At 42.3% G+C, this 17,110-nt stretch carries 10 protein-coding genes; 7 read left to right on the plus strand and 3 right to left on the minus strand.

What is annotated here, in order from left to right:
- Positions 1-179: hypothetical protein (locus IH598_08295; protein ID MBE0638505.1), on the minus strand; the 179-nt coding region annotated here is incomplete at its 3' end.
- Positions 180-620: 441 nt separating this feature from the next.
- Here IH598_08295 and rplU point away from each other — a divergent pair.
- From rplU to rsmA, 5 genes are all read left to right on the plus strand, one after another.
- A complete protein-coding gene (gene rplU, locus IH598_08300) occupies positions 621-938 on the plus strand; it encodes a 50S ribosomal protein L21 (GenBank protein ID MBE0638506.1) in 318 nt (105 codons plus the stop codon).
- A gap of 29 nt (positions 939-967) precedes the next feature.
- Complete coding sequence (gene rpmA / locus IH598_08305) at positions 968-1,243, plus strand: 50S ribosomal protein L27 (protein ID MBE0638507.1); 276 nt, start codon at positions 968-970, stop codon at positions 1,241-1,243.
- A 100-nt stretch (positions 1,244-1,343) separates the two neighbouring features.
- Positions 1,344-2,615: a serine--tRNA ligase gene (gene serS, locus IH598_08310; protein ID MBE0638508.1), complete on the plus strand. Its 1,272-nt coding sequence runs from the start codon at positions 1,344-1,346 to the stop codon at positions 2,613-2,615.
- A 263-nt stretch (positions 2,616-2,878) separates the two neighbouring features.
- A complete protein-coding gene (locus IH598_08315) occupies positions 2,879-4,744 on the plus strand; it encodes a tetratricopeptide repeat protein (protein ID MBE0638509.1) in 1,866 nt (621 codons plus the stop codon).
- Between the two features lie 119 nt (positions 4,745-4,863).
- Positions 4,864-5,631: a 16S rRNA (adenine(1518)-N(6)/adenine(1519)-N(6))-dimethyltransferase RsmA gene (gene rsmA / locus IH598_08320; GenBank protein ID MBE0638510.1), complete on the plus strand. Its 768-nt coding sequence runs from the start codon at positions 4,864-4,866 to the stop codon at positions 5,629-5,631.
- A gap of 17 nt (positions 5,632-5,648) precedes the next feature.
- Here the strand turns inward: rsmA and IH598_08325 are convergent, their stop codons facing one another.
- Positions 5,649-6,389: a mechanosensitive ion channel gene (locus tag IH598_08325; protein ID MBE0638511.1), complete on the minus strand. Its 741-nt coding sequence runs from the start codon at positions 6,387-6,389 to the stop codon at positions 5,649-5,651.
- An 11-nt stretch (positions 6,390-6,400) separates the two neighbouring features.
- Positions 6,401-11,605 carry an amino acid permease gene (locus IH598_08330; protein ID MBE0638512.1) on the minus strand — a complete coding sequence of 1,735 codons (5,205 nt, stop codon included), beginning with the start codon at positions 11,603-11,605 and terminating at the stop codon, positions 6,401-6,403.
- Between the two features lie 141 nt (positions 11,606-11,746).
- Between IH598_08330 and IH598_08335 the strand changes: the two genes are divergently transcribed.
- Together IH598_08335 and IH598_08340 are read left to right on the plus strand one after the other, a co-directional pair.
- Positions 11,747-13,540, plus strand: a complete 1,794-nt coding sequence (locus IH598_08335) for a T9SS type A sorting domain-containing protein (protein ID MBE0638513.1) — start codon at positions 11,747-11,749, stop codon at positions 13,538-13,540.
- 173 nt (positions 13,541-13,713) lie between these two features.
- Positions 13,714-16,902 carry a lamin tail domain-containing protein gene (locus tag IH598_08340; protein ID MBE0638514.1) on the plus strand — a complete coding sequence of 1,063 codons (3,189 nt, stop codon included), beginning with the start codon at positions 13,714-13,716 and terminating at the stop codon, positions 16,900-16,902.
- Positions 16,903-17,110: the final 208 nt, after the last annotated feature.

The raw sequence follows: 17,110 nt of genomic DNA on the forward strand, positions 1-17,110 counted from the left end.
GCAATGATTTCGTTTCCGGTATAAGTACCGGGCGCACGTTCAGCAACCGGTTGGTTCATTAACCCGATCTTGTATTGATCGAGATCATGACCGGTTAAACCTGCACTGTTCTGCTGTGAAAACAGCACTGTTGATGATAAAAACAGCATCACCAACAACAAGTTTGTAAATTGTCTCATAGAAAAATTGTTTTGGTTAGTGAATAATTGAATCAATTTGTTTTGTGATTAATGAATTAACTAAAATAAAAATTTGGCTAATGAACTTTTCATCAGCCACTTAAGGAGGTTTGATCTTTTTCATGTTCGTTTGCGTCATGTGAATGAATTTGGTTAGTAAAAATTTCTTCTGTTCTTTATTGTTCTGAAACTATGAATGCAAAAATAAAACAATCTTTTAAATCGGTTAGAAAATCCTGTTTTTTTTCAAAAAGTTTTTCACAGGTCAGGCTGAAAACAAATCCGGCTAAATTTGAAATGATTGATTTTTGCAATCATTTATTTTGAATCAAAAGATGATTTTTAGCAAAGATGAAAAAAATAACTGTCAAAAGATTTGGATGTTAGAAAATATTTCTACTTTTGCGCTCCCAATTTTGGAAGTAATTATAGCTAAATAATATGTACGCAATCGTTGATATCGCTGGACAACAGTTCAAAGTAGAGAAAGACAAAATGGTTTATGTTCACCGCCTCGAAGGCAACGAAGGTGACCAGGTCACCTTCGACCGGGTTATGCTGGTTGATGTTGATAATGAGGTAAATGTAGGCAAACCACTTGTTGAAGGTGCTACCGTCACTGCAAAAATTCTTTCTCACCTGAAAGGTGATAAAGTGATCGTTTTCAAGAAAAAACGCAGAAAAGGTTACCAGAAAGAAAACGGGCACAGGCAGTTTTTCAGCAAGATTCAAATTGAAGGAATCACGCTGGGTGCATAATTTTTTTGAAACATTAAAAACACAATATCATGGCACATAAAAAAGGTGCAGGAAGTTCGTCAAACGGTCGTGAATCGCATAGCAAACGACTGGGCGTAAAAATCTATGGCGGCCAGTTTGCCAAAGCCGGGAATATTATTGTCAGGCAACGTGGAACTGTTCATAACCCCGGCCTTAATGTAGGGTTGGGTAAAGATCATACCCTCTTCTCAACTGTGGATGGAATCGTTGAATTTAAAAGGAGAAAAAGCAACCGGTCATTTGTTTCGGTTATTCCGATTGAAAACGAAATACCTGCAAACTAAACGGAAACATTTAATTAGTTCTTAATTGCTGGAAAATCTCCTGTTGCGATTTATTGAGCGGGAGATTTTTTTATTTTCAGGATTTTTAAAACCAAAACCCATGTTACAAATTAATGTCATTCGACAGAATAAGGAAGAGGTGATCAATCGTCTGAAAGTCAAAAATTTTGATGCCACTTCGCTCATCGAAACCATCCTTTCCCTTGATGAAAAACGCCGGGAAACGCAGACTAAAATGGATGAAACCCTGGCTGAAGCCAACCGGATTGCAAAAAGTATCGGGGAGTTGTTTAAGTCTGGTAAGCAACATGAAGCCAACCAATTGAAAGAACAATCTGCATTGCTCAAGTCCGCTGCAAAAAAAATGGCTGACGACCTCGATGGCTTTGTTGTTGAAATGAACAACGCATTGGTACAAATCCCAAACCTGCCCCATCAAAAAGTTCCCGCCGGACGAACACCTGAAGACAATGAAGAGGTTTTCGCTTTTGGTAAACTACCTCAGGTTACTGATGAATTTATACCTCATTGGGAATTGATCAGGAAATACAATATCATCGATTTTGACCTGGGCAACAAGGTCACCGGCGCCGGATTTCCTTTTTATCGCGGCAAAGGGGCTAAATTACAACGGGCACTCATCAACTTCTTCCTTGACGAAGGCGCCAGAGCCGGTTACCTCGAATATCAGCCACCATTGTTGGTTAACGAAGCATCGGCTTATGGTACTGGACAATTGCCCGACAAAGACGGCCAGATGTATCATGCTCCCCTTGACAAGTTCTACCTGATTCCCACAGCCGAAGTTCCGATTACCAATATTTACCGTGATGTCATTTTAAAAGAAAGTGAATTACCGGTCAAAAATGTGGCCTACTCCAATTGTTTCCGCCGCGAGGCCGGTTCGTGGGGAGCTGACGTGAGAGGACTCAACCGCCTTCACCAGTTCGACAAGGTGGAAATTGTCCAGATCACCACACCGGAAGCTTCATACAATGCACTGGAAGAAATGCGCGAACATGTGGCTTCCCTTCTTGTAAAACTTGAATTGCCTTTCCGGATCATCAGGCTTTGTGGCGGTGATATGAGTTTTACATCAGCCATGACCTACGACTTCGAAGTATATTCAGCTGCACAGAAAAGATGGCTTGAGGTAAGTTCAGTCTCAAACTTCGAAAGTTTCCAGGCCAACAGAATGAAATTGCGCTACAAAAGCAAAGACGGGAAAACCGAATTGGCGCATACCCTCAACGGTAGCGCACTGGCTTTGCCCAGGGTAGTCGCCGCATTGCTCGAAAACAATCAAACTCCTCAAGGAATAAGAGTTCCTAAGGTACTGGTTCCTTTTACCGGCTTTGATATCATTGATTAGTGACAGCAAAAAAAACCATTATTGAAAATCATTGTTTGCCCCAACCCTCCCGAAGTCTCGGGATAAATTCCGGGAGCAATGATTTTCAACGATTTACTCCCTTTAGGGTGGGGTAAATAAATCGTTGAAAATCAAATTCAGAGTTTTTTTTGCTACACAAAATAGACGCTCATTTTTTATTTTGTTCAAACCTCAAAAAATGTGAACAAAATACTAAAGCCCTGCCTTAATTGGTTTAAAACATTGTTATCTATTCAAAGCATATGAAACCCTTTTATTATATCCTTCTTTTTGGTTGCGTTTTATTATTTGATGCCCATGCACAGGACATTCCTGTTTTTCCAAGAGCAGAAACGCTTAACCAGAAAAAACAGGAACCAGACATCGAAAAACTTGCAGCCGAATACGTCAGAAACAGAGACTTCGAAAAAGCTGTGGTGCTCTATGAAAAACTGTTTGAGGAAAAAACTACCCATTTTTACTACAACTATTACATTTATTGCCTGATCGAGTTGCAGGACTACAAAACTGCCCTTAAAGCTGTAAATAAAATGCAGAAATCCGATCAAAACCGTTTGAGGTATGATGTGGATGAGGGCTATATTTATAACATTTCCGGCGACCTGACAAAAGCAACAAAAATTTTTGACAAAGCGCTCGAAAGTGTTCAACCTGTGGCCACTCAAATTCGTGACCTCGCCAATGCTTTTAACTACCGCGGACAAACGGAGTACGCCATACGCACATACCTCAAAGGCAGGGAAATGCTTCCTGACCAACCCTTTAACCTTGATCTGGCCAGCATTTATCAGCGAATCGAACGTTATGATGAAATGGTAAACGAATACCTTAACCTGCTGGATATTGACCTCACAAAGATGGATGTTGTCAGAACCAGGTTGCAATCAGTCATGGAAAATGATCCCGATGGAGAAAAAAATGAAATCTTACGAAAAGAACTTCTGCGCAGGATACAACGCTCCCCCGAAAAAACGTATTTCTCCGAAATGCTCATCTGGCAGTCAGTACAACAGCGTGACTTCGAAATGGCATTGATCCAGGCACGCTCTCTCGATCGTCGTTTACAGGAACAAGGCAGCAGGATCTACGATCTCGCGCTGCTTTGCCTCTCCAACGAAGCCTTTGATGTAGCCATAGATGCCTACAACTATCTGTTGGAAAAAGGAACAAACTCTCCTTTTTATCTCGATTCACGGATTGGCCTGCTCAATGCTAAATATTTAAAGGTGATCAACAGGTATGATTATTCGCAAAATGACCTGCTTGATCTTGAAAACGAGTACAGCAAAGCCCTTAACGAGTTTGGACAAAACTCATCAACAGTGCCTGTAATGCGCTACATGGCGCACTTACAAGCCTTCTACCTCGACAATACCGATTATGCGATCGACTTGCTGGAAAAAGCAGTGGAAATGCCTGCCGTAACCCCTGCTATGAAAGCAGAATGTAAAATTGAACTGGCCGACATATTGCTTTTTTCAGGTAATGTGTGGGATGCAACACTGCTGTATTCCCAGGTGGATTATGACTTTAAACACGACCCTATCGGTCACCAGGCTAAATTTAAAAATGCCAAGCTTTCCTATTACATTGGTGAATTTGCCTGGGCAAAAGCACAGCTTGATGTACTCAAAGCCGCGACCTCAAAACTAATTTCCAATGATGCTATGGAATTGTCGCTCATCATCAGCGACAATATTGACCTTGACAGCACTTATACTGCATTAAGCATTTTCTCAAGGGCAGAACTGCTGATTTACAGGAATAGTTACGACCAGGCAATTGCTACTTTAGACTCCATTCAAATGTTGTCGCTCTACCACTCACTAAATGATGATGTGCTATACCGCAAAGCTGAGATCATGCTGAAAAAAGGAAATTTCACCGAAGCCGATACCCTGCTTGCCAAAGTAGTCGCCATGTATCCCCTGGATCTCCTTGCGGATGATGCATTGTGGCTGCGTGCACAATTGCATGAAACCCATTTCAACGACATTGTCAAAGCTAAGGAATTCTACGAAAAAATCCTTTTTGACTATCCGGGTAGCCTTTATACCGTTGAAGCCAGAAAAAGATTCCGGACGCTGAGGGGAGATATGACAAACTAATTCTTAGACAAAATAAGAAAAATCAGGCCACAAAAGCATAATGAAAAACTTAGAGTCTTAGCGTCTTCGTGGCAAAATACAATCAAGCCAAAAAGGCACAGATACACAAAGACAACAACATGAACTTTGTTCAGCCAAAAAAAAGACTTGGCCAGCATTTTCTGAGAGATGAAAATATCGCCGCGAAAATTGTTGACAGCCTGACAACAAAAAGCCAGGTGCTGGAAATTGGTCCGGGAACCGGTGTGCTCACCAAATACCTGATCAACTCAACCGACAACCTGAGGCTTATCGAAATTGACAAAGAATCAGTCGAATTCCTCAAAATGAACTACCCGGAATATTCAGACAACATTATTGAAGAAGATTTTTTAAAGTATGACCTTTCCGGGATTTTTCAGGATGAGTTCGCCATCATCGGTAATTTTCCCTACAACATTTCCAGCCAGATTTTTTTCAAAATAATCGAATACCGGAGCCGGATTCCCGAAGCGGTAGGCATGGTTCAGAAGGAGGTAGCTGAGCGGCTCTCAGCCGGGCCGGGAACTAAAACGTATGGTATACTTACTGTTTTGCTCGGCGCTTTTTACAATATCAAATATCTGTTCACCGTAAGCGAGCATGTTTTTTACCCGCCACCAAAAGTGAAATCAGCCGTGATCCGGCTTACACGAAAAGAAAATTTTGAGTTGGGCTGTGACGAAAAGTTATTTTTCAGCATAGTCAAAACGGCTTTCAATCAACGCCGTAAAACCATGAGAAACTCACTGAAAGTTTTTTGGTTTGAAAAGATTGATCCCGACCTTTACCCCATCTTCAAAAAACGCCCTGAGGAACTTGGTTTGGAGGAATTTAAAGAATTAACGCATTTACTTTCCAATACATGATCTGCGGAGGCATCTGTTCATTTCTTTTCTCCCAAATCTGCGAACTTCAATTTAATCAGCCTCTCCATATCCTGAAAATGTTCTTTATCAATGGAGAATAGCGTAATTTCTATGGGTTGACCTGTCGATGTTTCTGACAGTGGCCTGATATGGGGATCTTTTTTCAATGAAATCCATGGCAGGGTCAGAATAAAACTGCGTATCCGCTCGGTAACATCGCGTGTTGATTCGCTTTTGGCAATTTCTATCTGGAAAGTATGCCGGTGAATAGACTCAGCAGGATGAGATTTGATAATAACTTTCCCATAAAGAAAACTGTAGGGAAGAAAAACCGTTTCCCCCGAATCTGTTTCGAGGACAAGGCTTGTATGGCCAAACCGAATTATTTTCCCTCCTATTTCCCCCACCCTGATTATTTCGTTTAGCGTTAACCTGTGACCGGCTTTGAGGAATGCACCTGCTATTACGTCCTTCAATCCGATCCATCCGGAATATACCGTAAGCAGGAATAACAAAGCAAACAGCGCAACAGCGTAAGATTGATTTGAGTAAAAAAGGTACTGCACGGCCCAGATAATAAAAACAATCCAAACCACCAATTCGACCAATGATTTATACCTCAATACTATTTTTCGTTGTTCCTCGCCGGGAACAATCACAGGCAAAAGCCAGGAGATCAGCCTGAGGGCAAAGAACAGAGCCATTGACAAAAACAACAGCAGATACAGCCCAAAGTTTGAAAAATCAATGTTTCTCATCGTCTCTTGATTTAAATCATATCCTTTTCGATCAACTTACGTTGAATGTAAGGATATAACAATGTGTTTATTTCATAAACGCCGGGATTTTTCTCCATAAGGATTCCTGAACGCAGCAAGATGTCAATATTCTCTTTGATTACCTGCGTGCTGCCGCGACAAATGCGGGTGAGTTTTCTCAGATTGGCGCGCTTGTGTAGCATCAGTTGGATGATGAGCAGGTACCAACCCAGATTTAAGGTGTCGAGGACAGAAATGTCAGGCATCTGAGGAACACGAATATAAAGGTTATCTTCCTTTACATCTTCGATATTGGCCAGCCAGGATTGCAGTGCCACACCGACATTCCCGCCGGAGATGGTGAAATACTTAGAGAAAAGTTTTGCATAATCCCATGTTCGCAGTGTGTCGTGTAACCTTCCGTGCATGCGCAATTTCAGGTTGGTGGTGTGATGTCGCTTAAGAATAATCTCCTGAAGTTTTTCGGCGGTGAAAGGCTGTAATTCGATGATGCTGATGAAATAGTTTTCAATCGGGTTTATTCTGCGCATCAGTTCATAGCTGAAACGGTTCAGGTTAATTACAAACAGGCATCTGTGACTGTATTTATCAATAAGTTCTATCAGTTGAGCCACTACCTCAAATCCATGTTCGGTCTGCTCCCACCAAAGTGCGAGGTCGTCAATAATGAGTACGCTTTTTTCGGGCAGTGAGTTAAATATTTTGTAATAAGAGCCGGAGGTTTCAAAAACGTTTTCAAGCGACTTTTTGAAGAGGTTAACATCAGTTGAACCGGCATAAGGGGGTGTGAGAGTAAAAATGCTGGCATTAGGATAGTACTTATTGATAAAATACTGTGAAAAGAATGTTTTCCCTGAATGGTGATCACCAGTGACCAGGATGGCGCCATATAATCCTGATAATGAACGTTTTATTGATCGTTCAGCTTCGTGTAATTCCCTCTCTCTGCCAGCCCACAATTCATTCAGGTAGTACTGTTTACGAATAAAAAGTTGCCGGTAATAGTAAGGTAACTTTTTGTCCACCTCGGTTTTCACCGAAATCTTTTCCAAAATTGCAAGTGCATCGTTGACCCTAAATCTGACCGGCGCCGACATGGCCTTTAATCTCCGGGTAAATATTACCCCGATGCTTTGCCGATACCAGAACTGGTTGAGCTGATGCTGGACAAACTCTTTCCCTCGTTCCCTGATATGATGGAACAGGCGCCACCGGTTACGGATCTCCCTCTGGCGAATATAATCCTTCAGGTTGTTGGCATTTTCGATAAATGAGTAAAAAGTGAGCTTATCCTCAAATGTATGAAGTCTTTCATGAAACATCATCACAACAGTGTTTTTTAACTGTGTTGACCTCTCGATTTCCTTGTCAAGTTGAGCAATATGATCGGTAAAGATTTTTTCAGTTTGCTCATGAGCCGGCATTTCTCCGTTCTTGATTTCTGAATCCGGATTCAGAAGGAAGTCGAGGCTTCGCAATATTTCATTCGTCGTGGTTTTAATCGGAATCAGTTTTTCAGAAATCTCACCCAACGACTTCTGGACTGAATCAACAAACTCGCTTTGCAATAAATAATCAAGCAGCCGCGAAACAAAAATGGTCTGTGTTGTTACATTTGTAAACTGAACCGCATGGAGCGCCTTTCGTGTTTCCGGATCCATAATTTCAATTTTTTCGGGTAACAGTAAGCTGGCCTGTTTAACTTTATTGAAGGTGTTTTGAATCAGCTGGTTAAACAATACCTGCATTACAGCACTATGCTCCAGTTCGCGAAAAGTTGCAAGACTGAATGTAAAGCGCGGGTTCGATTTGATTTTTCTGTGCTGATCGAGCAATTGTTTCCTGATTTCATTTTGCCGATAAACAATGTATTCGTCAAAAGCACTTGCTATATCATGCTCAGTTTCTCTAAATATAATTTTCATTTTGGAGACAAGCGTAAATAAACCCAATTCAAGCTGAATGTCGTTCACCAGCAATTTTTGATTGCTATTCCATTTAGCCGGCATTTCAGTAACAAATTCGGGGAAACTGACCTGGTCACCGTTTAATTTGAACTTTTTAACCAATGTACGATTGGATTGAATCAACCTGAATTCGTCGGCAAATTGTCCAACCATCTCCATGATCGATCCGGTAATGGATTCCGATAGTGATGCCCGGTTGTCGTTATTGATCTTGATCATTTGCCCGATTCGATCCAATGCTTCTTCCCTTTTTTCATTTAAAAGCTTTAAATGGTCGCTTTGTGTCGCTATCTTTGAGTCGATCGCTACCAAAATTCCGAAGACATCATTGAACAAAGTTCTATTCATCATTAAAAAATGTGAAGACATGGTGCCCCAGTTTTCCGAGAACTTATGCAGCAACCGAATTACGTTAGGCTCGAGAAATGCTGCAAGGATGCGACGATATTCAATAGCATGGTATTTTTTCTTTTTGCGTGACAATTTGAAACCGGTCTGATACCTAATCTTGAAAAGTTTGTTTTGAAGACTGTCTTTAGGATGAATACGAAGGCTTCTGGCAGTAATTGGAATTTTTACGATTAAAGTGCTTTCGGAAGTTATTTTTTGAATTTCTTCTTTGATGAAATCGATATCTTCGCGGAAATTGTTTGACTGAATTTCGAGCATCTCCCCGCTGTAGTCGCTAATCAGCCGCCGCAGCCTGAACCAAAGGGCTGCATTGTATTTGGCAATTGATTGCAGTAAATCCTCTGTTTCGGGCGATGCGTACTTTTTACCAAGATTGTCGATGTGTTTAATTATTGCTTTTTCAATATGAGCGATCAGCTTATCCTGAGAAGAAAATAAAATTGACAGGTTTTCTTTCTCAATTGTACCGGCAAGCATTGCCAGCCTATTATGAAATGATCTCAGCTGTATGGTAAGTTCTGGTTTATCGGGTAAATCAAATTCGGGCACATCCTGGCTGGAAAATCTTGTGTGATATCCAATTTGGGGGAGTGTATCCACCTGGTCAATCAAGATATTTTTGGCTCCGATGTTTAGCTCCTTGAATGTTGTAGAGGCTTTAATCAGAATCACGGTACCAATGTCCTGGCACAGCTTGTTGGTTTCATCGACAAAATCCTGTTCATTGCCGGAAAGAACATCCGGCAGTCCCAAAAAGATCAGATCAGAGTTTACGGACTCCACCTGCACTATGTCATAAAACGAGCGTTGTTCGACCTGGTTATTAATGATTTTAATTTCTGCATTGATCCTCAAATTCTCAAGAATTTCTTTTGTATTTCGGTAAATGATATGCTTTTGTTCGTTCACCGGGTTTACGATGAGAATTCTTGCTTTAGCGCTCTTCCAGTCTTTCGATAGCCACAAAAACTTCAGCAGCAGCAAACCAAGGTTACCATTATGCTCGGTGGTTCTCCACCAGATATCAATCAGCTTATATTTGCCAAATCCGACTCTTTTATCATAATCCATCAACAAGATGTTGAGGTCTAAAGCTTTAATATAATTTATGGTTTGGATGAATTTTACCGGTTCATGGCTTTGTCTTGCCCATCCGAGCATAACCGTATTGGGTTCGATGCCCGAAAAACCATAAACGCTGGAAATGTTTTTAATCCCTTCATAAATATCTGTACAAAAATGCTGTCGGGAAAAGAATCCTTTTCTGCTGGCATTTTCATCATGCACGGTAACCTGCCTGTGACGGGGCAGCACTTTATCGTTGGATTCGATCTGAACAAGATCAAAATTGGAAAGCAGCCCCTGGTTACCGATCAACTGTTTACCAAATTCAACCAAATGAGGCCTGGCTTCAGACCTGCCGCTAAACAACATGATATTCGGTTGCCAGTGTCGCTCTTCAATTCCTTTACGCGCAACCTGTATCAATGATGATCTTACTACAGACGACCACACGCTTTGCCATACATCACCATATTCAAGTTCAAGGTTTCTTTTCGAAAGAAAAAAGTAAACCAGAAAAGTCAGAACAATGGAAATTACCATAGCCATAGCATCCAGCTTGAACATCACAGCAAAGGAGATAAGAAATCCGGCCATTGCCACCCATTTAGGAATTTTAAAACTTGGCCTGAAATCAGGACTTGCCCAGCTTTCGAGCACATAACTCAGATTGATAAATCCAAACGCCACCAGAAAAAACATGGACATGATCCTTGCTACTACATTCAACTCACCGATAAGAATTGTGAACTCAGCAATAATGAAAGTCAGAATCAGGGCATTACGAGGTTCATTATTTACACCGAAACCCTTGCCAAAAACACGGGGTGTAATTTTATCAGTCGACAAAGCCTGTAAAATACGAGGCGCCCCCAGAATACCGCCTATTGCCGCAGATAAGGTGGCAGCCCAAACTCCGGCAATCACCAGTGGAGACCACAAAGAAACATCAGAAAGAAAATTATAATTGTTGAGCAGAACACCCCTGTCAACTTTAGAAGCAATTAGAATTGCAAGTAAAACATAAACCATAAATCCCACCAGGATGGCCATCATCGTTCCCTTAGGAATCGCTTTTTTTGGGTCTTTCAAGTCACCCGACATTGCAACTCCAACGGTGAAACCCGATACAGCAGGAAAAAATATAGCAAATATAGCCTCAAAAGACATCCCGTTTTCGACTGGTAACAAAGCCACTTCTACCGGTTCTGCAGCGTTATTTAAAAACAAACCCATGACAATAGCCAGCAAGGAAAATATAATGGCGGTGAAAACCACAAATTGCGACTTAATGGCGAGTGAAGTGCTGATGTAGGCAATCACTACCAAAACAATGATAGCAACACTCCCAACAATCCGAATGTCATTAATGGTTGTTCCCAGATGGAAAAAATCCCTAATGGCTTCTATCCCGAGAAAATTCTCGGCAAAACCAATAAGGAACAACCCAATGCTGAGTGAAGTGGCTGCATATCTGATTATTCCGATTGCTCCACCCATGGGCAATCCAAGACTGCGTGAGAGCATATAGTAGATGCCCCCCGCTTTCACTTTCTTGTCGGTAGCAATCGAAGAAATACTCAATCCGGTGGTTATCGAAATCACATGCGCAGTGATAATGATGGCCAAGGCATTGAATAATCCGGCTTCGCCAACAACCCATCCTAAACGCAGGTACATGATCACACCCAGGATAGACAAGATGGAAGGGGTAAATACCCCGGCAAATGTTCCGAATTTTTTAGCCTGCGACATAAAAAATTGTTTGGAGTGTAAAAGTAGCAATAAAATAGTTTTGACATGAAAAGATAAATGAATACAGGTTTTAGCTTAGATGAAAAATAAATTACTTTTGTTCTGCAAAATAATCATTATTCATTTTTAATCCGAGTCGATATGAAAAAGAAACTCCATCTGCTGTTGTTATCATTGGTAATTTTGATTTCTCTGGCAGGTTTTAGTCAGAAGAGCGTAATTCATATCAATGAAATGCCTGATCCCCGGCAATGGGAGCACTTTGCTGATGTTGAGGGTTTTGTACTGATCAATGAACAGGCCTCCCAACCAATTCAGGTTCATCCGTTGAGCCGGGAATATGCTCCCATGTTTGGATGGCCTGTTTGGAATACCGGTATTTCCAGCCGTGGAGGAATATTTGGCAACCTGGATGATGATCCTGATTTGGAAATCGTTTATTGCCTTTCAACAAAAGTGTATGCCCGGAAGAAAGACGGCAGCCATGTTAACGGTTGGCCTCAGAATGTGAACAGCAGTGCAGAATATGGTGCACCTGCCTATGGTGATATTGACGGCGATGGTTCAGAGGAAATTGTGGTGGCCTGCCGCGCTCCCGGAACCGGCAACACTGGCCAGATCTACGCTTTTAAAAAAGATGGAACAGCGCTTACCGGCTTCCCTATTTACTGCGATGGTGGCCCCACCAAAACCCCTGTGCTGGCTGACCTCGATAATGATGGCGCTCATGAAATCATCGTAGAACTGCGGAAATGGCCTGACGGAAAAGTTATCGTTTACAAAGGCGATGCCTCAACCATGAATGGCTGGCCCCAACTGCTTGACTATATCCCGGCTTCAGCGGTGGCTGTCGGGGATATCACGGGTGACGATATTCCGGAGATTGTTGCGGAATCTTACTACAAAATCTGGGCTTTCGATGCGAATGGAAATGTCATTCAGGGTTTTCCCTACACTCCGCCCGCCGGCGGAGTATTTTCCTACTCAAGTCCTGTACTGGCCGATATTGACGGGGATGGCTTTCGCGAGATCGTGGTGGGTGATCACTCCCTGACAAACGGTTCAGGGGCAATACACATTATAAAAAATGACGGATCATCACTTCCCGGCTGGCCAAAATTTACAGGTAACTGGATTTATGGACCGGCATCAGTGGCCGATATTGATGGCGACACCTTCCCTGATATTCTTGTTGGGGACCAGGTTTTATCAGTTACCCCGACAGATTATGTGTATGGGTGGAACAGGTTCGGAAATAATTTGCCCGGCTTTCCCATCGGGCCTATTGATGCGGTCAATTGCCAGATCATCGTCGCTGACATGGATGGAGATGGCCTTCCAGAGCTTGTATTTGACGACAACACCGGAAACGGCATCCTCAATGGTTACAATCATGACGGAACGATCATGGAAGGCTGGCCTTTGAGTGTGCTCGGTTCATCCTTTTTTACCAATGCAATGGTAATGGATGTCGAAGGCGATGGGACCCTGAACCTGAGTGCAACAAGTTATATCAGTAACACCAATACCACCTATAAATACCTCTGGGAATCAAATGTTCTGATGAATGATGAACTGGCGGTGTTACCTGTTCTTCAATACAACGTGAGGCATACGGGAGTGTATGGGGACGTGAACAATCCAACGGTCTCAATCCCTGAGACAAAGCAACCAAATGCTTTACAGGCAGATTGTTTCCCAAATCCCTGTGCTGATGAAACCACAGTACTTTTAAACCTAAAACTTGAATCACTGGTACAAATCCAGGTAATGAACGAAAATGGCATTTTGATACAGCAGATTTTACCTGAAAAGCTGCAAGAAGGCCATCATCGTATTGTTCTCCGTTTGGACAGCCATTTACCTGGTCTGTATATTGTCAAAATAGTGGTTAACGGGGCATCGCACTATATTAAGCTTTTCAGACACAGTTAGTCAAAAACCATTGGTTTAAAGCATCCTTCACAAGACGGCGCTTTATTTTCATTCATGAAGCAACCCTTTCAGATGACGAAATGTCTTTTCTCGAAATTTTATCAAAACGAACAGGAATAAACGACAACATCACTTTGTCTAAAAACATTGTAACTTAAAATCCTTTCATTACTATGAACAAAACTGTTACTACACTTGCTTTCATTGTGCTCGCCTGCCTGACCTCTATTGCTCAAGAACTTCCACAGATGTTCCGCTTTTCCGACGACAGCCTCCGTCTGATAAGAGGCGGCGTGCCTTCAACAGGACTATATGATGAAGTTGTGATTGATACAGTTTACCTGTATTTTGATCAGTCGAACTACTGGCAACAATTGATCGCCAACTATCAATCCAAGACAAATATACCGGCCACCATGGTTTTCAGGGGCGAAACCTTCGATAGTGTTGGGGTAAGATTCAGGGGGCAAACCTCCTACCAATTTATTCAAAGTTCACAAAAAAAATCATTTAACATCAACCTGGACTGGGTTAAATCGGACCAGGAAATCGAGGGTTATGAAACACTCAACCTGATTAATGGCTATGAAGATCCTTCCTTCATCAAAGAAGCACTTTATGAGAAATGTAGCAGGAACAATATTGCCAGCGTCAAGGGCAATCATGTCCAGCTTTTTATAAACGACCAGAACTGGGGAATCTATATCAACATTCAGCAACTGGATCGTCAGCATGCAAAAGAATGGTTCACCAGCAGGGATGCTACCCGATGGAGGGCAGAAAAATCAACCGGTGGAGGTGGATTTGGCGCTGGGTACTGTTCGATGAACTGGCTTGGATGGGACACTACTACCTATAAAAGTTATTACAAGCTCAAAAATGCCTATAAACCCAACCCCTGGGATGATCTGGTCAATGCCTGTTATGTGCTGAATAATACACCTTCCAATTTGTTGATGGACTCCCTGAAGAACTACCTTGATGTGGACGGTACGCTGTGGTTTCTGGCTCATGAAATCCTGTTCTGCGACGACGACAGCTACGTAAACAAAGGAGGGATGGACTATTACCTTTATTATGATGTGGGCACCGGTCGGATGATTCCAATCGAATATGACGCCAACAGCTGCATGAGTACACAAAAAGCAACACAATGGACACCCTTCTTTCGGGAAACCAGCACGCAGTACCCATTGATGAACAAACTGATGGCTGTTCCTGAAATCAGGCAGCGTTACCTTGCGCACGTGCGGACAATCATGGAGGAATCCTTCGACCTGGCTATGATTAATGGTGTGATTGATGAATACGCTGCCAGGATTGACCAACATGTTCAGGATGACCCAAAAAAACTTTACACTTATAATCAGTTTGTGCAGGAAATTCCAAAGATAAAGCAGTTCTTCTCCACCCGCCGGAATTACATTTTAAATAATGCAGAAGTAAACCGTGTCGGTCCTTCCATTTCCGATGTGGTTTACAGCGTTGAAGGAGAACCTTTTGTCCCACCCACATCTTTGCAACCGGTTGATGTTACAGCAATGGTTACTGCTACCCAGGGAGTTTTTCGTGTCAACTTATATTTTGGCACAGGTATGATGGGAAAATTCAACAGCGTTCAGATGTTTGATGATGGCAATCACAATGACGGAGCAGCCGGCGATGGTATTTTCGGCGCTCAGATCCCTGCCCAGGAGCTGGGAAGTTGGGTTAGATTTTACATCGAAGCGCTCGCCAATGACACATGGAAAACCGCAAAATTCGAACCTCAGGGCGCGGATCATGATGTTTATATTTATACTGTTAAACCCGGTCAAATTGATGACTTTCCGGTAGTTATAAACGAATTGATGAGCGACAATGCCAGCGCCGTTCAGGACCCAAGCGGTGAATATGACGACTGGGTGGAATTTTACAACACTTCAAATGAACCCATTAACCTGAGTGGTTACTATCTTTCAGATAAACTTGATCAGCTTAATCTTTGGCAGTTCCCTCAGGGTACTTCTATCGAACAGTACGGGTACCTGATTGTCTGGTGCGATGGTGATGAAACCCAACCGGGACTGCACACCAGCTTCGGCTTGTCAAAAGATGGAGAAAGCCTGTATTTCACCACTCCGGATCTTTTAATTGCCAATGAGGTAACATTTGGAGCTTCGGAACCAGATCTTGCCTACGCACGTATCCCTAATGGAATTGGCGATTTTGTCTGGCAGGAACATACCTTCAACGCACCGAACGAGCTTACTTTTACCAGTCCTGTAGTGATCAACGAACTGATGGCCATCAACACCGTTTCTGTGCCCGATCCCAGCAGTGAATTCGATGATTGGATTGAATTCTACAACAACTCGGGCGATTCAGTTGATCTTAGCGGATACTATCTTTCTGATGACAGCAATCAATTGGATAAATGGCAATTTCCGGAAGCCACAATCATCGAAGGCTATGGCTATTTAACCGTTTGGTGCGACAACGACCTGGCACAACCCGGCTTACATGCCAATTTTGATTTAAACAATAATGGTGAAAGTATTTACTTTTCCTCTTCAACCCTTCAGATGGCCAACGAAGTAACCTACGGGGCACATGCCGCCGATCAGTCATTTTCACGCGTTCCCAACGGGACCGGGGATTTCATCTGGCAGGAACACACATTTAGCAACCATAATGGCCCCTTCTTCAACTGCCAGGTAGTAGTTAACGAATTGATGTCTGATAACATAAGTTCGGTTCAGGACCCGGATGGCGAATATGACGATTGGATTGAATTTTATAATAACTCAACCGAATCATTTGATTTGAGTGGGTTTTATCTTTCAGACAAAGCCAATGAGCTAAATGGTTGGCCATTTCCCGCAGGAACCACTATCGAGGGATTAGGTTACCTGATCGTTTGGTGTGATAATGATTTGGCGCAGACCGGCCTTCACGCTGATTTCTCTCTCTCAAAAGATGGAGAAGATGTTTTTCTTACCTCACCCTTTATCCAACTGCTTGATGAAGTGACTTTTGGAGCATCTGAACCTGATATGGCTTATGCCCGCGTTCCCAACGGAACCGGCGACTTCGTCTGGCAGCAACACACATTTAATGCTTCCAACGATAATGCCGTCACCGTTTCAGAAACCCAATCCCAGAGTAATTTTAAATTCTTCCCAAATCCTGCTCAAGGTTTACTCTTTGTCGAATTGAATAACGGTGAACCCACGATAATCTCTGTGTATTCATTGCTGGGTAACATAATTTATCAGGAAATGATTGACAAAACTAAACAAATCAACACTTCAGGCTGGGCAAGAGGTCTCTATTTCATTGGCGCTGAAAACGACAAGATGCAAAAGCTGATTTTACACTGATCGCAAAGGGGGTTAGTTTGGTATGTTCCGGTCATAAACAGGCCGGAACTTTTTTATGGTGGATATCAGTTTTCCCTAAACAAATGATCCTCTTTAGGGTTTGTTGGATGAAGAAACCACATTCTAAAACCTTAATCCACATGAATAACCTGCTTTTACAACCTTTCCAGTTGAACAATATTTCCCTGAAAAACAGGATGGTAATGGC

The organism is Bacteroidales bacterium, assembly GCA_014860585.1.
In the GTDB taxonomy this organism is placed as follows: Bacteria; Bacteroidota; Bacteroidia; order Bacteroidales; family 4484-276; genus RZYY01.